Here is a 23,421-nt window from a genome sequence, read left to right as displayed (position 1 = left end):
TGTGTTAGAATTGTAATTGTAGGCCCACTTTATATTGTGATGTTACAGGATATGTACCTTGGTCAATACCTCTACTACTAAACCCATTGTTACCTACCTCTGGATCAAAACCTGAATAGTTGGTAATGGTTAATAAATTTTGAGCTTGAACATAAATCCTAAGCTTTCCTATCTTCATTTTATCCGTAAGTTTTGACGGTAACGAATACCCTAGGCTAATATTCCTGAGTCTAATAAAAGAACCATCTTCCAGGAAATAATCCGAAGCATCTCTATACGAATTAGTATTGGGAGAACCATCATAATATGGAATATCCGATAGTGGATTAACAACCGTCCATGAGTAATAAATATCTGCATGGGTACCCGATTGGTAGGCATATGCCTTACTACCGTTCATTACTTCTGCTCCTTGAGAACCGTACCAGTTCATAGAAAAATCCACTCCTTTATAATTGGCTCCAAAATTGAAGCCCATATTAAAGTCTTCTGAACCACTACCCTTGTATACTTTATCATCCTGATCAATCTTACCATCACCGGCATCTGGAACACCATCATCATCTGTATCTACGGTAAGTTGGTCTACATATCTTAATTGTCCCAAAGAAGCTGCAGGATCAATTTCTTTGTAAGCTTCAAGTTCCTCTTCTGTTTTGATAATTCCATCCGTCTCACGCAAGAAAAAGGCAGCCGCCTCATAACCTTCTCGTATTACACTTACCAATTCTCTAGGACCTCTTTGCGAGATATAACTGTTATCTAAGAATATAACAGGATTATTAGGACTTGTTTTGGTTACCAAGTTCACGTTTTTTGCATAGGTTAAACCCATGTTCCAATTGAATCCTTTTTTACCGTAGTGATTGAATTTAAGAGCCATTTCATGACCGGTATTTCTCATATCACCAATATTTAGGATACTACTTCTGTTTGATCCAAAAACACCTGTCGAAGGAGGGTTTACAACTCCGAATAACAAATCTTTCTTTTCACTTACGTACACATCATTAGAGAAAGTAAGCTTGCCGTTAAAGAAGGCTAGATCAACCCCTAGGTTTCGCTCTTTGGAAGTTTCCCATTTTACATTTTCGTTCGCATACCTTTCTTGGGTTGTTCCCAAGGCCGGTGTTTCTGTGGTAGAGTTTAAACTGGGGTCTACATCGGCACTTCCAAATACATAATCTTGCCCTAGATCAACAACTGCCTGGTTACTATAAGAAGCAAATCTATCATTACCTGTAGTTCCGTAACCCACTCTAATTTTAAATGAATTGACGGTTTCTTTAATAGGCTCCCAAAAAGCTTCATCGGAAACATTCCAACCTAAAGAGGCACTAGGAAACCAACCCCATCTGTTTTGTGGGCTAAATTGAGATGAACCATCTCTTCTTATGCTCCCACTAAAAATGTACTTCCCATCATAGTTGTATTGAATTCTACCAAGATAACCGATAAGGGTTCGCGTATAATCCCTTCCATCCGATGTAATCAAATCACCTGTGGTATAACCATCAAAAACCGTAACCGCCGCATCTGCATTATCTCTCTTCTCTGCTCTGAAATATTCATTTTCAGTCTTCTCTAAGGAATTTACCAATAATACGTTTAGGTCATGCTTTCCAAATCGCTTATGGTAGTTCATCATGCCTTCAAACGTCAATTTATTATTGTCCGTAACTGAGGTCTGAATCAAAGAAATATCCCATGGGTTTGGTGGTATCAAATCTCCAGCGGTATTATAAACATCTAATCTTGGTATGATACGCACGCCTTTGTCATGGGAAAAGTTGGCACCTCCCCTAGCCGTAAATTTTAAGGATGGCGTTGCATCAAAATCAATTTGGATATTGGCACCGTTACTGGTACCATCTCTCACCTCTTTGGTATTCAAGTTTCTAGCTACACCTCCCAGGTTTCTAATAGGTCCTATTCCACCTGGCTCGTCAACATCATCTTCTGTAACATCTGTAAGCTCCGTTTGTCCTAATTCTATATCTGGTTGAAAAGGCTTGTATTCCAATATTTTATTGAAAACTCCGTAATTTGGCAGTGTTTTCTCATCTCTTTTAAAGGTTAGTCCTGTCGCTATTTTCCAATTTCCTTTTGTAAACTGTGTGTTGGACCTAATATTAAATCGACTATAATCCGAATTGATCATAATACCTGACTGATCATAAAAACTGGCGTTGAAGTTATACGTCAACCCATCTTTACCACCTGATACATTAATAGAATGGTTTTGAATAGGTGCCAAATCATTCAGAATTAAATCTTCTAGTGACGTATCATTCGTGAACCAAGATCTATTTCTGTGAATTTCCGCATTTACACCACCTTGCACTTTACCGCTGGACTGCGCTCCACGTAGCATATCCATATACGTAAGTTGGTACGAAGACATAAGCGGCGTTCCCGATGTAATATCCTGCACCCCATACTCAGAGTTTACGCGAATATCCATCTTACCAACTTTACCTTGTTTGGTAGTAATTAGGATTACACCGCCAGCACCACGTGTACCATAAATAGAAGCAGAAGCGGCATCTTTCAATACATCTATAGATTCAATTTCACTGATGCTTAATTGTGGATCACTATTATAAGGAATACCATCAACCACATAAAGTGGACCATTTTGCCCGTCTAAAAGGGAACTGAAACCACGAATAAGAATGTTAGCCTCCTCGCCTGGTTGCCCAGAACTGGCGGTAATATTTACACCCGCAATCTGGCCCTGCAATGCAGTACCAATATCTGACGTGGTGGTCTTGGCCAATTCTTCAGATTTTACTTGCACTACAGCACCCGTAAGTTCCTTTTTGCGCTGGGTACCATACCCTACTACAATAACCTCATCTAGTTCAGAGGCATCTTCCTCCAAACTAATATTTAAACTTGTTTTACCTTTAATGGCAATTTCTTTGGTTGCAAAACCAATGTAACTAAAGATAAGTACATCTGTAGACTTGGCATTAATTGTATACAGACCGTCAAAATCCGTAACGGCACCCGTTTGTGTTCCTTTCACTACCACGCTTACTCCTGGTAATGGCGCGCCGTCCGCAGAGACCGTTCCCGAAACGGAAAGCTCCTGCGCACTAGCAAAACCAAAGCACAGCCCCAACATGAGCGTCATGAGCTTCAGCCTAGATTTTCTGATTAATAGCAGTTTGTTTTTCATACATTCTCGTTGTTAAAGTTTAGTTAAACAAATGTTCGTTTTTTATTTCAATCAGGTAATGACATATGATTTGATCCTTAGGCCAAATGATTAATAAGGAAAACTGGATGTGCCGTATATGGTTAACCAACAAGTTTTTAAGAAGGAGGCATTTCAATAAAAAAAGATGCAATCCAATATCTGGTAGTGAGGCATACATGTAAGTTGACAGAAAAGCTAAGCTAAACAAACGTTAATATTATGTTAGCAAAGGCATGCGGGCCGTATGACCCATAAAATGACATTGTAAAAAGAAGAGCTATTCTTATTTTAAAAAGTACAAAAAACGCGAGTTTATACTAACCCCCCTCTAACAGGGCTTTATCAATTCAAAAACACACCTTATTAATCATATGTTTTATTATCAAAACCATTTACTCTGCTTCAAATCTTAGTTTTATCTTACATTGTTATCTTAAATGAGCTAGACTATTTCAGTATACGCTTTATATAGAATAAATGTAACCCCCAAACCAAATCGCAATCACTAATTCATTTTACTTAATGATCGTAGTACCAAAAAAAATAAAATCAATTTATTTCTTCTCTCTCATATGCTTGGGTATTCTAACCAATGTATTTGGGCAAAATCAAATTTCGTTTCAACATATCTCTACAAAAGATGGTCTATCACAAAGTGATGTAAATACTATTTATCAGGACAAATTAGGGTTCATGTGGTTTGGAACCCATGATGGAATCAACAAATATGACGGTTATGAATTCACGGTATACAATCTTGATGATAATGATCCTGACAGTATAAGTAGCAACCTTATTTTTGACATTGCAGCAGATGACGAAGGCAATCTGTGGATTGGAACCACCGGAAACGGACTAAACTTTTTTAATGTAACTACAGGTAAATTTACCCAATACATACACGATAAAGATGATCCAACAACCATTTCAAGTAATCATATTACCAAGGTATTTATTGATAGTAAGAAAAGGCTATGGGTAGGAAATAAAAATGGTCTTGACAGATTAGATCTTAATACTATATCTGAGGGAATTGAATTTGAACATTTCAACTCTGAAATTAGTTCTCCTATTCCTAAATATGACGGTTCTTTTATAAGTTCTATATATGAAGATAAAAAAGGCGGGCTTTATGTGGGAGGTAAAGCCGGACTCTATAAACTAAGGAAAGATGGTAAGGGCAAAGACTTTTTTGCCAATGTTACCGAAGAAATAGGCTTACCCAAAACAACTATTAGAAGTATTGCCGAAGATGCAACAGGGCGTCTTTTTATTGCCACTAGTAGAGGGCTTTATTATCAAACTTTAGGGGCAGAAACAGGTTTTGAACAGTTTCATAAAGGTACATTTGGCAATATTCTTCTTGATAAGGACAATCATATTTGGGCAGGATCAGATCGTGGTCTTTTCTACTTTGAAAATTTTACGGATAACAAACCACCGGTATTTTTAAGGCAGTTCCAGTATGATTCAAAAGACCCTTCAAGTTTAAGTAAAAACATTGTAAGGTCTTTGTTTATGGATGATACGGGTATCATCTGGATAGGGACAAATGGAGGTGGTATAAATATATTTGACCCAAAAAGAAAACAGTTTAAAAACGTTAGAAATACTTCTGACCCAAATAGTTTGAGCTATGACAAAATCAGGTCTATTTATGAAGACAGTAATAGTACATTATGGATCGGCACCGAAGGTGGCGGGCTAAATATGCTCACAAAAGACAATGACAATGGCTCATACAAACACTTTGAACATTTTAACTCGCTTTCAAAGATTTTTGCCATAGAAGAAACTAAGATTGGAAAAAAACCAATTTTAATGATTGGTACCGAAGGGTTTCCCGGACTCTACTTTTTAGATATCTCTAATCCAAAAAAGATTACAGAAGCCACCTTAACAAAAACAGATTTAAACAATGGCGTTTTCAGCCTTTTGTCGGACTCAAATGAAAATTTGTGGGTGGGCACCTATAATACCGGTATACACCGCTGGATAAAAACCGATACTGTAGGTCATTTTAAAAAACAATCTTTTGGTCATTACCCCGGAAAAACGAATTCCGTTTCCAGTAATATTATCAGAAACATACTGGAAGACCACAATGGAAACATATGGTTGGCTACCGGTGACGGACTTTGTGTACTTACCTCCAAGGAGAAGTATAAGAAAAGACCAAAATTCAAGGTGTACAAACATGACCCTACTAATCCAAAATCCATTAGTCACAATTATATTCTTTCATTGTACGAAAGCCTATCCGGGGTCATATGGGCAGGAACATTTGGTGGTGGCTTAAATAAATACATACCTGGCACAGATGAAAATCCAGCAACTTTTGAGCACTACTCCACATTAAATGGCTTACCTAACAATGTTATAAAAGGTATTCTTGAAGATAGTAATCAAAACCTTTGGTTATCAACTAACAAAGGGCTTTCCAGTTTTGACCCTGAAAAGGAAATATTCAAAAACTACAATTCAAGTGACGGTCTACAAGACAATGAATTCCAAGAGCTTGCCTGTCTAAAAAGAGCAGATGGAGAAATGTTGTTTGGAGGTATCAATGGTTTCAATGCTTTCTATCCAGATGAAATTCAAGAAAACAAATATCCGGCTAAAACTGTAATCACAGATTTGCTAATTTCTAATAAATCCGTTGAAATAGGTGAGGAAATAAATGGCAAAGTTGTTTTAGAAAAGAACATCAGCAAAAGCAAGAAAATTGAATTAAAGTACGGTAACAACAACTTTTCTTTTGAATTTGCGGCACTACACTACGCTGCACCTGCTAAAAATCAATATGCCTACAAACTAGAAGGTTTTGATACCGATTGGACAGAGACAACCTCCAAGAAAAGATATGCCACTTATACCAATTTAAAACCCGGCGACTATGTTTTTAAAGTAAAGGCAAGCAATAATGATGGCATATGGAATTCGAAACCTACTACCTTGAACATACATATTATTCCGCCATGGTACCTTACCTATATTGCATACGTTTGCTATGGTTTGTTGTTTTTAGGGCTACTATGGTTGTTCTGGAGGTATACTTTTATTAGAACTTCGGAAAAGCACCAATTGGAACTGGAATCTGTTGAACGTGAAAGGTCTGAAGAATTACAGCGCATGAAATTGGAGTTTTTTACCAATATTTCACATGAATTCAGAACACCTTTAACCCTCATAAAAGGGCCTCTAGAATATGTGCAAAAAAATGTATCTACTCTTGATCAGAAATCGCTTAAAGAGCAATTAGGGTTAATGCAAAAAAATACCAATTATTTATTGCGCTTAGTGACCCAGCTATTAGATTTCAGAAAGATTACCCAAGGAAAGATGAGGCTCGTTATGAGAAATAGCGATATAACAGCGTTTATACGTGAAGTTGCTGAACCCTTCCAATTTATGGCGCACAAACAGTCAATTAATTTTGAAGTTGATTCCTCTACGGACTCTATAATAACTTGGTTTGACCATGAAGCCTTAGAAAAAATAATGAACAACCTGCTTTCCAACGCTTTCAAATTCACCGAAGCCGGTGGTCATATCAAAGTAAAAATATCAGAAGATATTGTTGACGGAAAGAGCGAAGTGGTCATTAAAGTAAAAGATTCGGGAATTGGCATGCCGAAAGCAAAAATGTCTAAAATATTTGAACGTTTCAATTCGGCTAAAGAAGGCGAAAAGAACCATAAAATAAACCCTGAAGGCATTGGTATTGGGCTTTCGTTTACCAAAAACCTGGTAGAGCTCCACCAGGGGCGTATTCAAGTTTTTAGTAAACCGGACAAGGGTACCAAGTTCATAGTGCGTTTACCACAAGACAAAGAAGCATACACCAATATAGATGAAATTAGTTGTAAGGACGTTTCAGATAATGATTTTCTAGTGCGTTCTTCTGAAACAGAGTCATTTGCTATTGGTCTAAATGACGACCTCATTGATGAAGGCATGTCCAAAACAAGACCTAAACTACCTGTTTTATTAGTGGTAGATGATAATCCAGATATTCGTACATTCATAAGTAAAATTTTAGGGAACACCTATACTATTTACCAAGCTGAAAACGGTAAGAAAGGGCTAGAAATAGCTAAAAAGGTTATACCCAACATTGTTATTTGTGATATAGTAATGCCTATAATGGATGGTATTGAGTTTTCCCGCAACTTAAAGAGTCAGCCAGAAACAAGCCATATTCCCATAATAATTCTAACTGCAAAATCTTCTCAAGAAATTGAGTTAAAAAGCCTTGAATTGGGTGTTGATGAATATTTACGAAAGCCTTTTGATTTTGAACTTTTAAAACTTAAGCTTTCAAATATAATTAAGCGAAGAGAGCACCTAAGAAAACGTTTCAATCGAAAAATCACAGTTCAGCCCAGCGAAATTGCAGTGACCTCTATGGACGAAAAATTCCTGAGCCAAGCCATAGAAATCGTTGAGAAACATATGATGAACACCGATTTTAATGTAGAAATGCTCGTAAAAGAAATGGGGCTTAGCCGAAGTACACTTTACCTAAAATTTAAAGAACTTACAGGTCTGTCCTCAAGTGAGTTTATTAGGAGTATTCGTCTAAAACGAGCAGTGCAGTTCTTTAATAAAAGTAATTATTCCGTAAAAGAAATCATGTACAAAACAGGTTTTAGCACAGCTTCTTACTTCTCTAAATGCTTTAAAAAACAATTTGGGATGGTACCTAGCGAATACGTAAAACAAATTAGCAAGAAGAAAGAATCTGCTGACTCCTAAAAAAATGTTGAAAGGTTCAATGAACACTATTCTGTTAATACACCATTTTTTATGTACACGAGATCAATAAGTATCCAAAATACACTTTAAGTCATGATTTAGTATATTTACAATGACATTATTCACCACAAATAATTTAACTCCAAAAATTAATCCTTTGAAAAATTTAACGCTTGCCCTTATTACGGTATTGCTATTCTCTTGCAAGGCCGAAAAGAAAGAAATACCGCTTTCTAAACCCAATGTAGTTTTCATTTTTGCCGATGATATGACCTACTCGGCCATAAATGCCCTGGGAAACAAAGAAATTAAAACTCCTAATCTAGATAAGTTGGTTCATAACGGAACCACTTTTACACATGCCTTTAACATGGGAGGATGGAACGGTGCTATTTGTGCGGCTTCCCGTGCCATGATTATTTCTGGTCGTAAGCTATGGGAAGTAAATGAATTTCGTGAAAACTGGAGTAATGGTAAAGAGTTTGACAAAACTTGGGGTAAACTCATGGAAGGTGCCGGATACGACACTTATATGACCGGAAAATGGCATGTTGATGCCAAAGCCCAGAATGTTTTTCAAAACGTGGTTCATACACGACCTGGAATGCCTGGTGATGCATGGGCAAAAGAGCTAACTGGCTCTAAATTCTCAAAATTGAAAGAAAACGGACTTAAACCTGCTGATATTATGCCTATTGGCTATAACAGGCCGCAGAACGAAAATGACACTACGTGGACGCCAACCAATATGAAGCACGGTGGATTCTGGCAAGGTGGCAAACACTGGAGCGAAGTTTTAAGAGACGATGCCCTTGGGTTTATAGACCAAACCAAAACAAGTAAAAACCCTTTCTTTATGTACCTAGCTTTTAATGCTCCCCATGACCCAAGGCAGGCGCCAAAAGAGTTTGTAGATATGTATTCTTTAGATGATATAACCATTCCTGAAAGCTTCCTTCCCCTCTACCCTTACAAAGATGGCATGGGCAACGGACCTAGTCTTAGAGATGAGGCACTGGCGCCCTTTCCTAGAACAGAATTTGCCGTTAAAGTACATACCAAAGAATACTATGCCCTTATAACTCACTTAGATTTCCAGATTGGAAAAATTATAGAGGGATTGGAAAAAACAGGCAAGATGGATAATACCTATATCATCTTCACGGCCGATCACGGTTTAGCGGTTGGGAAACATGGTCTAATTGGGAAACAAAGTCAATTTGACCATAGTATACGGGCTCCTTGGATGATTGTGGGACCAAAAATCCCTAAAGACAAAAAAATTGATGCCGACATCTATCTACAAGATGCCATGGCCACAAGTTTAGAATTAGCTGACATCAAGAAACCTGAATATGTCTTTTTTAATAGCGTCTTAGACCTTGTAAACGGTGATAGGAAAGAAAGCCACTATGATGTTATCTACAACGGTTATATAGATTTACAACGTATGATTCGTAAGGATGGTTATAAGTTGATTCTATATCCAAAAATGGATGTAGTTTTACTTTATGATTTGAAAGCAGATCCAAAAGAAATGAATGATTTAGCTGCAAACCCAGAATACCAGGAAAAAGTAGATACTATGTTCGCAGAGTTGATGAAACTCCAAAAAGATATGGAAGACACTCTAGATATTAGCAGCGTACTCAAAAACTACAGAGCAAAGAAATAAAATACCTTTACTGAGTACACCTACTAAAACAGCCCTGTTCATATTCATATAAACAGGGCTGTTTCTTTGCTTAGAATGCAAGGAAGAAAGTCTCCGACCATACCCTAACTTAAGGCATGAACATAAAAAAAGTGCACCAACTATGAACGATTGATGCACTTAAACTAACACAAAAAAACAATCTTATATAGAGCTTTACATTAAATTGAAATCTCTAACACATGGGCATACTCACCGGATTTTTTACCTAATTTCTTAATCGATAGTGCTTCTTCTGTCTGCTCAAAATCTATTTTAGCATCACTACCCAATAATTTCACGGCTTTGATATCCAATCCTTCGGCATAGGCATTTGCACTTCCTAAAGACTCTATATCAATCTTACCATTCTTTGGCCAAGCCAACATAATGGCGTACAGCTTATCCCCTTTTTGGGTAAACCTGATATCTTGTCCGGTAAACTCCTTGTTTTTTCCTTCGGAATGGTGTCCCTTTTTAACCTCTGTAGGGCCTTCTCCAAAAGTTTTCCAATATCTTGTATCGTATATAGCATCTCCATTTGTAGCAAGCCAATCTCCTATTTGCAATAGAATCTCTTTTTGGTCATCAGGAATAGTTCCATCGGCTTTTGGGCCTACGTTTAGTAGTAAATTTCCGTTTTTAGAGACGATATCTACTAAATCATCAATCAGTTGATTGGCAGTTTTAGAATCCCAGTTGGTAACATGAGACCAAGAATTCTTACCTATAGAAGTATCCGTTTGCCAAGGCAATTTTCTAATACCTGGAAGTTTTCCTCTTTCAAGATCATATATCACAGTTCCTTCAGGAAATGCCTCATGACCAAAATTCTTATCATTTATTAAAACCTCTTTACCCCATTCACGACCTTTGTTATAGTAGTATGCTGCCAATTTTGGTCTTAAGTCCGCAAAATCTTCAATATCTACATAGAAATCGAAATAAAGAATGTCTGGCTGATACGTGTCTACCAAATCAATAGTTCGCTTCCACCATCGTTCTTTAAATTCCTCCGAAACAGGCTGCGTTAAATCCTTTCCTTTACTGGAATACAAATCGGCATACTCAGGATCAACAGTGTCAAACTTATCCTTTTTATTATAAAAAGACCAGTTAAAAGCAAAGTGAGAAGAAGCTCCCATTTTTAGGCCCTGAGCCTTACCTTCCTTAAAAAGTTCGCCCAATACATCTCTCTTTGGACCCATATCAAATGAATTCCAACGCGTGGTATTTGATTTGTACATCGCAAAACCATCATGGTGATCCGCTACAGGAACTACATATTTAGCTCCAGATTTTTTAAATAGGTCAATCCATTCCTTAGCATCAAATTTTTCAGCCTTGAACATGGGTATAAAATCTTTGTATCCAAATTCCTTTTGGTCCCCCCAAGTCTTTTTGTGGTGGGTATAGGTTGCATTTGGTCCCTTCTTTCCCTTCTTTAAAGTAGCTGAAAAGGTTGCAGTATCCATATACATCTGGCGAGGATACCATTCCGAACCAAAAGCAGGCACTGAATATGCGCCCCAGTGAATAAATATTCCGAATTTATCGTCACTAAACCATTTAGGGTCTTTATAGTTTTTTTTGATAGATTCCCAATTAGGCTGAAAGACCTTAGTCGTATCGGCAGCACTTAATTGTGCTGTATCTTTTTGATTTTTCTTATCTGAACTGCCGCAAGAAGCTATACAGATAATGGCGACTGAGAGTGCCGCTAAATGTTTAAAATTCATAGTGTGGTTGTTATTGACGATACCATTTTATTTCGCCCTATTAGAAGTTGCTAAATTCTAATTTTATGCCCGATCTGCGAGCCACGAATGTGCTAAAGGTTATAACAAATGAACATTTACTCGTGCTTTTTCAAGCAACCTACATGCTGCTATTGGTTTATGACAAACCTAAAAACTAGACAATACATTGACAAACCTTAATCTCTCATAAATCTCAATGTTTACTCTGTGACGCCCTAAATTTTAGATTCACTTATTCAAGCTTCTCTAAAAAAACCATCTGTTCTATTCTTTCAACCGTTCGTGGTCTTTTGCCAGAAAATTATTTTAGACTTTCACCACTATAATTATTAACGCAAATATGATGTTGAGAAAAAGCTTTCTATTTATCCTTTTACTACAATTCAGTTTTTCTTTTGCACAACTGAATTCTGAAGCTACACATGGTGATGTATCCTTTAATAGCGGTTGGCTCTTTCAAAAGGGCGACCCTTCTGGAGCTGAAAAATCTACTTTTAAAGATGCAACTTGGCACAAACTGAATTTACCGCACGATTGGGCCATTGAAGGTCCTTTTGATAAAAAATACAACGCTCGTACAGGTGGTTTACCGGTACACGGAACTGCTTGGTACCGTAAACATTTTACCATAGATAAAAAATATACAGAACAACAAATAGCTGTATTGTTTGATGGTGTCATGAACAATAGTCGTGTGTACATAAATGGCGAGTACATTGGCGAACGTCCTTTTGGTTATATGGGTTTTGAACTGGATTTAACACCATTCATTAAATTTGGAGAGGATAACGTAATTGCTGTTAGGGTTGCTCCAGAAGATTTAGCTTCCAGGTGGTACTCTGGTGCTGGTATCTATAGAAATACCTATCTAAAAATAAATAACCCTGTCCACATTCCGCTTTGGGGAACCTATATTACAACACCCGAGGTATCAGATGAAAAGGCTACCGTAAAAATTGAGACTACCGTAAAAAATTCTCTAGAAAAGGAAGCTAAAATTACTCTGGAAACAAAAATAATTGATGGACTTAATAACATAGTAGCCTCTATCAGTCAAGAAGTTAAACTAGAAAAAACAGCAGATAAAATTGTTATAGATGAATTAGTGGTGAATAACCCTAATCGTTGGGGCATTGAAAACCCATATTTATATGATGTTGTCACCCAAGTGAAAAAAGGGAACATAGTTATAGATGAGTACAAAAGTACTTTAGGAATTAGAAGTATTTCTTTCGATGCTAAAAAAGGTTTTCTACTGAATGAAAAACCGGTAGAATTTAATGGTGTATGTATGCACCATGACCTCGGACCTTTAGGAGGGGCTGTAAATTACAGGGCTACCGAACGCCAAATGCAGATTATGCAAAGTATGGGCGTGAATGCCTTGCGTACAAGTCATAACCCACCATCGCCCGAAATGCTTCAAATCTGTGATAAATTAGGTATTGTAGTATTGGACGAAGCTTTTGATGAATGGAAAATACCAAAGGTCATAAATGGGTATAACAAGTTTTTTGACGAATGGCATGAGCGCGATTTAAGGGATATGATAAAAAGAGACCGTAACCATCCTTCCGTTATCATGTGGAGTATCGGAAACGAAATCATAGAGCAACGCGAAAAAGACGGCTGGAAAGTGGCCAAAATGCTGAATGACATCTGCCACGATGAAGATCATACTAGACCCACCACTGCCGGGTTTAACAACTACGGTGGTGCTTTTAAAAACAAGCTGGCCTATCAGATAGATATTGTCGGTTTAAATTATAAGCCTTTTGACTATGCCGCAACGGTTAAAGAAAATCCAGATATGATTCTTTATGGTTCCGAGACCTCATCGCAAACCAGTAGCCGTGGTACCTACGCTCTACCTATTACACATGACCATAAGAAGGAAACCTTAGAAGTTTCTAGTTATGATGTTACTGTTGGCCCACCATGGGCATATCCTCCTGATGTTGAGTTTGATGTGCAGGCAGAAAACCCTACATTTTTAGGTGAATTCATGTGGACGGGCTTCGATTATCTTGGTGAACCCACCCCTTACGGTGGTCGCGATAATTCTACGGATGGATATTGGAATGCTGACTGGCCAGTACACGCCTCTTATTTTGCTCCAGTAGATTTATGTGGCTTTCCAAAAGATAGATACTACCTCTACCAAAGTCAATGGACTACAGAACCTATGGTTCACGTATTGCCACATTGGAACTGGGAAGGAAAAGAAGGTGAAGAAATTCCAGTTTATGCCTATACGAATTGCGATGAAGTAGAATTGATCGTGAACGGAAAGTCATTGGGCAAAAAAGTAAAAGGAGTTGATACTACAGATATCCCAGCGGAATTTCGTGGATTTGAAAAAGGAATGTATACTTCAAAATACAGGTTGAGTTGGAATGTTCCTTACCAACCGGGAAGCTTAAAAGTAATTGGTTATAAAGATGGAAAAGCAGTTGCTGAAAAAGTTATTAAAACAGCTAAAAAAGCATCAAAAATACGCTTAACAGCAGACCGTACGGAAATAACCGCAGACGGAAAAGACCTTTCTTTTATTGAAGTCGATATAACAGATGAGGAAGGAAACCTTATTCCTAATGCTGATAACCAAGTACAATTCACCATAAAAGGAGCAGGAAGTCTTGCCGCTGTAGGTAATGGAAACCCAGCTTCTTTAGAGTCGTTTCAAGATACTAAGATCAAAGCATTTAACGGAAAATGTTTACTCGTATTGAAATCTACCGAGGCTGCCGGAAACATCAAAATTTCCGCTACTTCTAACGGATTAAAAACCCATACAATAACCATTAGTTCAAAATAAAACTTAAATGAAAATCAAAATCCTAATCCCTTTTATAATCGGCTTACTTTTTCATTTACAGTCATATGCCACAGACTTTAACGTGTTAGATTACGGCGCAAAGGCCGATGGCACCACCATAGACACCAAAGCGGTTCAGAAAGCCATTGATGCCTGTACAAAAAACGGCGGAGGAAAGGTGATTATTCCCTCAGGAAAAACGGTTGTAATCGGCACTATCTACCTTAAGGATTTTGTTACCCTTCATATTGAGAATGGAGCAACGCTTCTTGGGAGTCCTAATTATGAGGATTATGCCACGGACACCCATAAGAATATGTACAAAAACGAACCTCACATGGACCGTTGCTTGATTTTTGCCAAAGACGCACGTTCCATCGCCATTGAAGGGTATGGAACTATAGACGGAAATGGACACAAAGAAAACTTCACCAAGAAAAAAGGAGGCAGACCAATGATGATTCGGTTTGTAAACGTGAAAGACATCCACCTTAATGATATTACCCTAATCAATCCTGCGGCATGGACCTCAGCTTGGCTCTACTGTGATAATATTTCGGTGAGCGGAATCAACATCATAAGTCGCGTAAACAATAACGGAGACGGGCTGGATTTTGATGGATGTACAAACGTGCGGGTGAACAATAGTAATTTTGATAATAGTGATGATAGTATTTGTCTGCAAGCTTCAAGACCGGACAAACCTTGTAAGAATATCACAGTCAGCAATTGCCATTTCAGCACCAAATGGGGCGGAATGCGCATAGGACTCCTATCTCGCGGAAATATAGAATCGGTTACCGTTACGAACTGTACTTTTAAGGACATACAGGATTCGGGACTTAAGATTCAACAATGCGAAGGGGGCGAAATGAAAAATATGGTCTTCAGTAATTTGGTGATGGAAAACGTACCACGCCCAATTTTCATGACTTTCGCCAAACAAATTGCATCGGTAGATACGCCTGAGGGTCAATTTGAGCCACTAAAAAGCATGCACAACTTTAGCTTTAGCAATATTGTGGTAGACAATTCCAACCTTGATAAAAACTCTGCTTTCTTTTTAACCGGTTTTCCAGAGCATCAAATTGAAGATATCACTATTAAGGATGTTCAATTTGTAGTTTCTGGTGGAGGTTCTGCTGCAGATGCACAAAAAACGAACATCAAAGAATACACCCAAGAAGTACTTAATGGCTGGTGGCCAGAATTCAGTTTAGTGGGTACCCTACCCGCTTCTGGACTTTATGCTCGGCATATAGATGGTTTGGTGGTTGAAAATTTCAGCATAAAGACGGTAAACGAAGATAAAAGAGCCCCAATTGTTCTAAAAAACGTTACAAATAGCGAAATAAATAGAGTTTTCCTAAACAAAAAAATCATCTCAAAGAACCAAATCCTGAGCAACTAAAATGAAAATCAAACTACGTTATACAAGCCTCCTAATTACCTTTATTCTATTGGTAAGCTGTAATTCAAAGTCAGACAGTTACAACGTTGTCGATCATGGTGCCATAGGCGATGGCAAGACAATAAATACCAAAAGCATTCAGAAGGCCATAGATGCCTGTAATCTTGCTGGTGGTGGCACTGTTACTATTGAAGACGGCGATTACATTTCAGGTACACTTCTCCTAAAAGACAATGTAACCCTACATATAGCTAAAGATGCAAAATTGATTGGAAGTTCAAATCCGTTGGATTACCAGAGTATAGATACTTTTGAAGATGCTACTGGGCAACAACGTGGCAATTGCCTTATTGGTGCAAAAAATGCCACAAATATTGCCGTAACCGGTAAGGGAACTATTGATGGAAACGGAGAAGCTTTTCTATCCAAAAATATAAAGGTGAAAATTAAGGAGCTGAACATTACAGAAACCGAAGGTTTTGGCACAAACAGGCCTTTTCTTTTACGATTTGTAAATTCTTCTCAAATTAAAGTACAAGATGTTCATTTACGCCAACCAGCTGCATGGACCTGCCATTTTTATCAATCCAATACTATTTTGGTGGACAACGTTTCCATTTACAGCCACGCCCATAAGAATAACGATGGCATTGATTTAGATTCCAGTTACGACGCTGTTATTAAAAATTGCGATATCAATACGGGCGATGATGCTATCTGCATTAAAACTACGAGTCCAAAACCCACCTATAACGTAAAAGTTAGCGATTGTAAGCTCAGAAGCGATTGGGGTTCTATCAAGTTCGGAACCGAGTCTATGGGAGATATGTACAACATAGACATTAAAAACTGCCAAATTTATGATACCAAAGGTGGCGGAATAAAAATCTTAAGTGTAGATGGTGCCAACATTCACGATGTGACTATAGACGGCATCCAAATGGACAGAGTAGATATGCCTATTTTCATTCGTCTTGGAGAACGCCTACGCACCTACCGCGATGCCGAAAAACAAAAAGTAGGTTCTATTACCAATGTAGTCATCAGAAATGTTAAAGGTAATGCCCGGGTTTTGGATAGCTCAAGGGTAAAACCACCATCTGGAATATTAATTACGGGAACTCCAGACCATAAAGTTGGTAAAATAACTTTAGAAAATATTGAATTGGAACTACCGGGCGGAGGCACGGCAGAACATTCAATGGCCAAGGTTGAAGAAGATATTACCAGATATCCTGAGTTCAGCTTTTTTAATGTGCTTCCTGCCTACGGGATGTATGGTAGGCATGTAGATAGCCTTCAAACAAATAATATCGTGTTTTCCTTAAACAGTGTGGATGAAAGAGAAGCCCAAGTTTTTGTTGACACAAATACAATTCAATCTGAGTAACCTTATGAATTACAAAAATCGATTTTCACTTTGCATTTTAGTTGTTTTTAGTACGCTATTGGTACTTCCTGTTAGCGCTCAAAAACGTAAAGCGAAAAAGAAGGACCAGCCCAATGTACTCGTAATCTATACGGATGACCATCGCTTTTCAGGTGTACATGCTTTGGGTAACATGCAAGTAAAAACACCAAATATGGATGCCTTGATTGCCGATGGAGTTTCATTTTCCAACGGTTATCTAATGGGTGCTTTTTCTGGTGCTACCTGCGTTCCCAGTAGAGCTATGTTGTTAACCGGAAGAAACGTATTTGAATTACAAGGTCAGGGGCACACTATTCCGCCCGAGCATACAACCATAGGAGAAGCCTTTCAGGCCCAAAGCTACAACACCCATATTGTTGGAAAATGGCATCAAGATAACGCTTCCTTAGCCCGCTCTTTTGATTCAGGAGATCGTATAATGTCCAGAGGTATTTACTTGGTCGATCACTTTCGTATGCCTTCTTGGGACTGGAAAAAAGATGGTGATTACAAAAAAGAAGAAGGATACCTACTAGTTTATGATACCGATGGAAAAGTGGTCCGTAGACCGGTAACCAAAGAGGATAAAAGAGGCCCTACTGGCACAGAAAAAAACGGTCCACATACCTCTGAAATCTATGCAGAAAGTGCTTCCGAGTTTATTATGGATTATAAAAAGAAAGATCCCTTCTTCATGTATTTGGCATTTCACGCGCCTCATGATCCAAGACAGGCACCACAGAAATACAAAGACATGTACCCAATTGAGGATATCATCCTCTCCCCTTCCTATCTTGAACAACACCCTTTTGATAATGGGCATATGTTTTTAAGAGACGAAGAATTGGCCGTGTGGCCCAGAACGCCCGATGTAGCGAAAGAACAACTTTCCGATTACTATGCGATTATTACGCATCTAGATGACCAAATAGGTAAAGTCATTGCGTCATTGAAAGAAAGCGGTGCCTATGAAAATACGTTAATTGTTTTTGCTGGTGATAGTGGTCTGGCTGTTGGAAACCACGGCTTAATGGGAAAACAGAATATTTATGATGAAGATGGAGTTCATATTCCCCTTGTCTTTTCGGGGAACCTTATAAAGGACAAAGGCAGTAAAAGAGAGGCCTTCGCTTACAATTTTGATATTTTCCCAACCATTTTAGATTTCATTGGGGCAGATGCACCAAGTTCAGTAACGGGAACAAGCTTGCTTCCCGTCATCAACAAAGAAAAATCTATTGTCCGTGATTACACTTATCACGCGTACAAACAATTTCAAAGAGCCTACAGAAAAGGTGATTATAAATTAATTGAATATGTACGTGCCAAGGATTATACTAAAAAGGATGGTGAAACCACAAGAGGCTCACGGGTTACCCAACTGTTCAATATTAAAAATGACCCTTGGGAGGTATATGACCTTTCCTTTTTTCCAAAATATGCAGAACAGGTGAAAACCATGCAAAAGGAAATGAAAGAGAAAGCCAAGGAATTAGGAGATACCAAAGCAAACATTGAAGGAGAGAATTTTGGTTTTTGGGAGTTTTATTGAATCCTGAAATTTAGACAAGTTGAAAATCTATTTGAACCAGACACATGAAAAACATAAACTATAAAATTGTATTTACCTTTCTTGGGTGCCTTCTCATTTCCACGCTAAGCAGGGCCCAAGAAAAGCCAAATATTATTCTCTTATATGCCGATGATATCAGTGCCCGTGAACTGCCCATTTACGGCTCTACGGTTTGGAGCCCTCCAAAGGGAGGTAATACCTCAAATATGCAATACCGTGCAGAAACACCGATATTGAACGAACTTGCTGAAGAAGGTTGTTATATTAAAACAGCCTGGGCAGCTACGGTTTGCGGACCAAGTAGGGCTATGATGATGACAGGCAGGTATGCGCATTTACACAAATGGTGGCATAATAAAGACAAAGGTAAAGCTCCCAACGGCAAAGGCGTTTGGAACTTATATGACAGTTCACCACATTCCATCGCCAATGTGGCCAAAGCAGGTGGCTATGCTACATTTTGGGCCGGAAAAACACAAATGGAGATTGAAGGATTTCAGTTTGATGAAGGATGTTTTACTCCTGGTGAAGGCTCTTACAATACAGCTATCCACACCACAGATTTTAGACTTGAAACCCGAAAAGTAGATGGACAAAAGAAAATCTTTAATGCAGATACGAATAAGGAAATCTATAAGAAAAGCTACGTGCAATCTGGTTGGTACTGGAAACCACATGTACAGCTCATGAACCATCCTGGAACCAACAAAAAATTAGTTTGGTGGCCAAATACAAAAGAAGCCGAGAACGATTTTGGGCTAAACACTTTTGGTCCTGATGTAGAATTGGATTACATCTTTGAGTTCATGGAAAGGAAACAAAAAGAAAAGGAACCTTTCTTTATATACCATACCAGTCACTTAGGTCACGACGCATGGGATTTTCTCAATCCCAATTCCGGAAACAAATGGCCAGGCACTCCAAAAATTAGTTGGGATGGTAATAAATATACTCGTGTTACACCCAATGTTACGGGAGATAATGGCGTATATGACACACACGAAACTGTAACAGAAAGTGGTATTCATAACCACGTTAATTATCTAGATTATCAGGTTTGGCAGTACATGAACAAACTTAAAGAGCTAGGTATTGAGAACAACACCATTTTCATTTTCTGTGCGGACAATGGTACTAGTGGTTACGGAAAATCAAGTCCCGTTTCTCAGAAAGGAACCCATGTTCCACTTATAATCTATGCTCCCAGTATGAACCTAACCAAAAAAGGAATGCAAGATGTGCTCGCAAATATGTCGGATATGCTTCCTACCATTGCTGATGTTGCCCATGTAGAAATACCTGATAGCTATGAAATCAATGGTGAAAGTTTAATCCCTTTTTTAACTACGGATAAAACAACTCATCGGGAGTGGATTTACGGCTATCATAAAGAAACCCAAATTATAAGGGGGAACCTCGTCCTTAAAGATGGAAACAATGTTTGGTATGATGTGAGCGAAACTCCTTATGACCTTATTAGCTTTCCTAAAATAAAGGATTGGAGCCAAGTTTCTGTAGCACATAGAAAAGAACGCGATAAGCTATTAAAAACTATTCCTACTTTTAATCTTCATGAAACCCAACATGATGCTCCTACAAATGGTATAGTAAAAATTAACCCACTTAAAAAAATAAAATAAGCGGTTGAGACTAAACTATTGAAAGATGAAAACCATTTTAAAATCATTTATTTTAAGCTCTGCTATATGTTTAACAATTAGTGTACAGGCGCAGAAAAAGGTATCAAAATCTACCTCAAAAACTCCGTCTCCGAAAGACAAAATATGCTTTGCCTTATATACCGTTCATGAGAATACCTTAAAACTTACCGCTCAGTTCTATCCTATAAAGGATTATGAACCATTTTCCGCAGAGCTACAGATTAAAGAGAATAATGAATGGAAGACCGTTCAAGAATCACGGATTAACTATCCTGGCTACACAGCTCTTTTCCGAATAGATGACTGGGACGACACCCTAAAGAAAGAATACCGGGTGGCGTATAATAAAAAATCGTTTTATACAGGCACCATTCAACAGAATCCTGTGAACAAGGAAGAAGTAATTATGGCAGCCTTTTCCTGTTGGTCCATTTACAAAAGACATGGCGGTCAAGGCCCAGCAGACGACATCATAAATAATTTAAACAAATTAAAACCGGATGTGCTTTTCTTTGCGGGAGACCAAGTGTATGACCATAGTCAGCATTACAGCTATTGGTTAAAATTCGGGGAGGTTTTTGGAGATATCATCAGGAATACGCCAACTATTACCATTCCCGATGACCACGATATAGGTCAAGGTAATTTTTGGGGCGATGGCGGAATAAAATCCGAAAACAGAGACGGTACAAAGGGCGGGTATTATATGCCTGTTTCGTATATACAGGAAGTAGAGCGAGCTCAGACCAGCCACCTACCGGACCCCTATGACCCTACTCCTATTGAACAGGGCATAGGTGTCTATTATACCGATTTAAAATGGGGCGGAATCAGTTTTGCAATCATAGAAGACAGAAAATTTAAATCGGGGCCGGACCGCGTATTGAAGAAAAGAGGTTTTACAGATACACGCGAAATGAACGTGCCCGAGGCCACTTTACTTGGTGAACGCCAACTGGACTTTCTAGAAGATTGGACCACAGATTGGGAAAATGCGGAAATGAAAGCGGTACTCTCCCAAACCATTTTTGCCAGTGTTTCCACCCATTCCCCTACCCTCCAAAAAAGACAACGCTATAGTGTAGATTCCAACGGCTGGCCGCAATCGGGAAGAAACAAAGCACTCGGTATCATTAGAAAAAGTTTTTCCTGTATGATTGCGGGAGACCAACATCTAGGTTCTGTGGTTCATCATGGAATTGAAGATTGGAACAATGCCGGCTATTCATTTGCAGTACCTGCTTCATCTAACTTTTGGTTACGTTATTGGAAACCTGAAAAACCCGGAAAAAACAGAAAACCCGGTTCAGCGGATTATACAGGTGAATATTTGGACGGATTTAAAAATAAAATTACAGTTCATGCCATTGCCAACCCTACCCATGAAGACAATACTCCCACAGAAAATCTATTGAACGGAAGAGCTTCAGGCTATGGCATTATTCGTTTTAACAAACCTAAAAGGGAAATCACTTACGAATGCTGGCCAAGAAATACGGATATGTTCGCAGACGAAGCAAAACCGTATACCGATTGGCCGATCACTTTTAAACAAACGGATAATTTTAAGATTAAAAATGGTTATGAATTACCCGGTTTAAAGATTTCAAAACCCAATCAAGTAGTCACCGTAAAGGACTTTTATACAGGTGAAGTAATAACCTCTCTCCGAATAAAAGGTGTTGAATATAAACCTAAGGTACTCCAACAAGGTGCTTACACCATTGAAGTTGGGGAAGGAGAAAAACTTCAGCGCTTTTATGAAGTTGAAGCGCAAAAGAAAAATAACAAGAAAATAAGCGTGAGCATCTAACTTTTGCTCTCCAAAAAATAATAACCTAAACGAAATAAAATGATTTTTAAACACGCCATTATATTTTTTGCATTTGTAAGCGGTAGCCTATTTGCTCAAGAAATACCTAATACCAATGAAGAAACTCGCCAGGGACCCCCAAAACCGCCTATGGGCAAGCGATGGGTTTTAAATCCTGACTTTTCAGATGAATTTAACGGAACAGAATTGGACACTATCAAATGGTATGACCACCACCCCACTTGGATTGGACGTCCACCGGGACTTTTTATGGCATCACAGGTTTCCGTGGGTGATGGTTTTCTGAAAATGACAAGTAAAAAACTTGAGAAGGATACCATAGTTCATGCCTACGGTAGAGATATAACTTTTAACGTTGGAGGGGCCGCCGTGGTTTCGAAAAAATCGACTCAATTTGGTTATTACGAATGTCGGGTTAAAGCTGCCGCTACAACCATGTCCACAACATTTTGGTTCTCGAGCAGCAACAATTTTAAAGGACCGAACGATTGTGACAAATACGGTTTAGAGTGGGATATTCATGAATCTATTGGGCGTGAAGGGGATTTTAATGGAAGTTACTTTGCCAGTGGAATGCACTCCAATTCACATTTCTGGTATACGGACTGCGATGGCGAAAAACATGATTACCGAGCCCCACAAGTAAAGTTTGAAGATAGTAAACTTACCTCCGAAGATTTTAATATATATGGAGGTTGGTGGCAAAACGAAAATACGGCCAGCTACTACTATAACAATCGGGCACCCAAACACCAAAAGTTTTATGACAAGGTAAAAGATAAGCCTTTTGACCAACCTATGTATATGCGTTTAGTGAGTGAAACCTATCCTTTTCCATGGATAGAAATTCCTACTACCGAAGAATTAAACGACCCAAGCAGAAATACGGTGTACTACGATTGGGTCAGAGCCTACAAGTTAGTAGATGCCAATGATAAAAATCCCGAAGAAAATACCACACCAAAACTCTACACCGAAAATGTTGTTTTTCAAAGTGCGGTGATTTCACAGAAAAAATCCAATGCAATCCAAGTCCCTCTCGCTTATAAAGCAAATCAAGACCGAGAAATACACTTAAAATTATTTGATGATGAAGGTGAAAAAATTGCCGATTCAAAGTTTATCGCTTACGCGGGATACGCCAACATCACATCTGTTATTAAAACCGAAATTGATTTATCTGTGAATACACCATACAAAGTATCAGCTGTAATTCGCCCTACAAATGGTGACAACAAAAGTACCTTAGATGAGAGTACGCTGTACATCAATTTTACCGAATAAAAAGTTTTAGATT

Annotated in this window: 11 protein-coding genes; 9 read left to right on the top strand and 2 right to left on the bottom strand. The window is 38.3% G+C overall.

The features are described from left to right. Nucleotides 1–4: 4 nt before the first annotated feature. Nucleotides 5–3,184 carry a SusC/RagA family TonB-linked outer membrane protein gene (locus IWC72_RS13770; protein WP_194530153.1) on the bottom strand — a complete coding sequence of 1,060 codons (3,180 nt, stop codon included), beginning with the start codon at nt 3,182–3,184 and terminating at the stop codon, nt 5–7. A gap of 543 nt (nt 3,185–3,727) precedes the next feature. Here IWC72_RS13770 and IWC72_RS13765 point away from each other — a divergent pair. Both IWC72_RS13765 and IWC72_RS13760 read left to right on the top strand, forming a co-directional pair. Continuing rightward, the gene (locus tag IWC72_RS13765; protein WP_194530152.1) at nt 3,728–7,963 is read left to right on the top strand and encodes a two-component regulator propeller domain-containing protein; all 4,236 of its coding nucleotides are present in this window, start codon (nt 3,728–3,730) and stop codon (nt 7,961–7,963) included. Nucleotides 7,964–8,120: 157 nt separating this feature from the next. Then, nucleotides 8,121–9,638, top strand: coding sequence for a sulfatase-like hydrolase/transferase (locus IWC72_RS13760; protein ID WP_226979573.1), 1,518 nt, complete (start codon nt 8,121–8,123; stop codon nt 9,636–9,638). Nucleotides 9,639–9,838: 200 nt separating this feature from the next. On the opposite strand, the gene IWC72_RS13755 is transcribed toward IWC72_RS13760, so the two are convergent. Beyond that, a complete protein-coding gene (locus IWC72_RS13755; RefSeq protein WP_194530150.1) occupies nt 9,839–11,395 on the bottom strand; it encodes an alpha-L-fucosidase in 1,557 nt (518 codons plus the stop codon). A gap of 361 nt (nt 11,396–11,756) precedes the next feature. Between IWC72_RS13755 and galB the strand changes: the two genes are divergently transcribed. From galB to IWC72_RS13720, 7 genes are read left to right on the top strand one after another with little or no spacing between them, the layout of a single operon-like run. Beyond that, the gene (gene galB, locus IWC72_RS13750; RefSeq protein WP_226979572.1) at nt 11,757–14,234 is read left to right on the top strand and encodes a beta-galactosidase GalB; all 2,478 of its coding nucleotides are present in this window, start codon (nt 11,757–11,759) and stop codon (nt 14,232–14,234) included. Nucleotides 14,235–14,241: 7 nt separating this feature from the next. Continuing rightward, nucleotides 14,242–15,645, top strand: a complete 1,404-nt coding sequence (locus IWC72_RS13745) for a glycoside hydrolase family 28 protein (protein WP_194530149.1) — start codon at nt 14,242–14,244, stop codon at nt 15,643–15,645. A 1-nt stretch (nt 15,646) separates the two neighbouring features. Further along, nucleotides 15,647–17,035, top strand: a complete 1,389-nt coding sequence (locus IWC72_RS13740) for a glycoside hydrolase family 28 protein (RefSeq protein WP_194530148.1) — start codon at nt 15,647–15,649, stop codon at nt 17,033–17,035. A gap of 4 nt (nt 17,036–17,039) precedes the next feature. Further along, nucleotides 17,040–18,608 (top strand): sulfatase-like hydrolase/transferase, encoded by a 1,569-nt coding sequence (locus IWC72_RS13735; protein WP_194530147.1) that lies wholly within the window; start codon nt 17,040–17,042, stop codon nt 18,606–18,608. Between the two features lie 44 nt (nt 18,609–18,652). Beyond that, entirely contained in the window at nt 18,653–20,269 is a 1,617-nt protein-coding gene (locus IWC72_RS13730; protein ID WP_194530146.1) for a sulfatase-like hydrolase/transferase, read from the top strand. A gap of 25 nt (nt 20,270–20,294) precedes the next feature. Continuing rightward, nucleotides 20,295–22,103, top strand: coding sequence for an alkaline phosphatase D family protein (locus tag IWC72_RS13725; protein WP_194530145.1), 1,809 nt, complete (start codon nt 20,295–20,297; stop codon nt 22,101–22,103). Nucleotides 22,104–22,142: 39 nt separating this feature from the next. After that, nucleotides 22,143–23,408 (top strand): LamG domain-containing protein, encoded by a 1,266-nt coding sequence (locus tag IWC72_RS13720; protein ID WP_194530144.1) that lies wholly within the window; start codon nt 22,143–22,145, stop codon nt 23,406–23,408. Nucleotides 23,409–23,421: the final 13 nt, after the last annotated feature.

It is taken from the genome of Zobellia roscoffensis (assembly GCF_015330165.1).
Classification (GTDB): Bacteria; Bacteroidota; Bacteroidia; order Flavobacteriales; family Flavobacteriaceae; genus Zobellia; species Zobellia roscoffensis.
The sequence above is the reverse complement of the archived record's forward strand: the minus strand, read 5'-3'. Positions and strand labels throughout refer to the sequence as shown.

Excerpts from the sequence above, each read along its gene's own strand:
- IWC72_RS13770 (WP_194530153.1), bottom strand. The coding sequence starts at position 3,184 with ATGAAAAACAAACTGCTATTAATCAGAAAATCTAGGCTGAAGCTCATG.
- IWC72_RS13765 (WP_194530152.1), top strand. The coding sequence starts at position 3,728 with ATGATCGTAGTACCAAAAAAAATAAAATCAATTTATTTCTTCTCTCTC.
- IWC72_RS13755 (WP_194530150.1), bottom strand. The coding sequence starts at position 11,395 with ATGAATTTTAAACATTTAGCGGCACTCTCAGTCGCCATTATCTGTATA.
- galB (WP_226979572.1), top strand. The coding sequence starts at position 11,757 with ATGATGTTGAGAAAAAGCTTTCTATTTATCCTTTTACTACAATTCAGT.
- IWC72_RS13745 (WP_194530149.1), top strand. The coding sequence starts at position 14,242 with ATGAAAATCAAAATCCTAATCCCTTTTATAATCGGCTTACTTTTTCAT.
- IWC72_RS13740 (WP_194530148.1), top strand. The coding sequence starts at position 15,647 with ATGAAAATCAAACTACGTTATACAAGCCTCCTAATTACCTTTATTCTA.
- IWC72_RS13735 (WP_194530147.1), top strand. The coding sequence starts at position 17,040 with ATGAATTACAAAAATCGATTTTCACTTTGCATTTTAGTTGTTTTTAGT.
- IWC72_RS13730 (WP_194530146.1), top strand. The coding sequence starts at position 18,653 with ATGAAAAACATAAACTATAAAATTGTATTTACCTTTCTTGGGTGCCTT.
- IWC72_RS13725 (WP_194530145.1), top strand. The coding sequence starts at position 20,295 with ATGAAAACCATTTTAAAATCATTTATTTTAAGCTCTGCTATATGTTTA.
- IWC72_RS13720 (WP_194530144.1), top strand. The coding sequence starts at position 22,143 with ATGATTTTTAAACACGCCATTATATTTTTTGCATTTGTAAGCGGTAGC.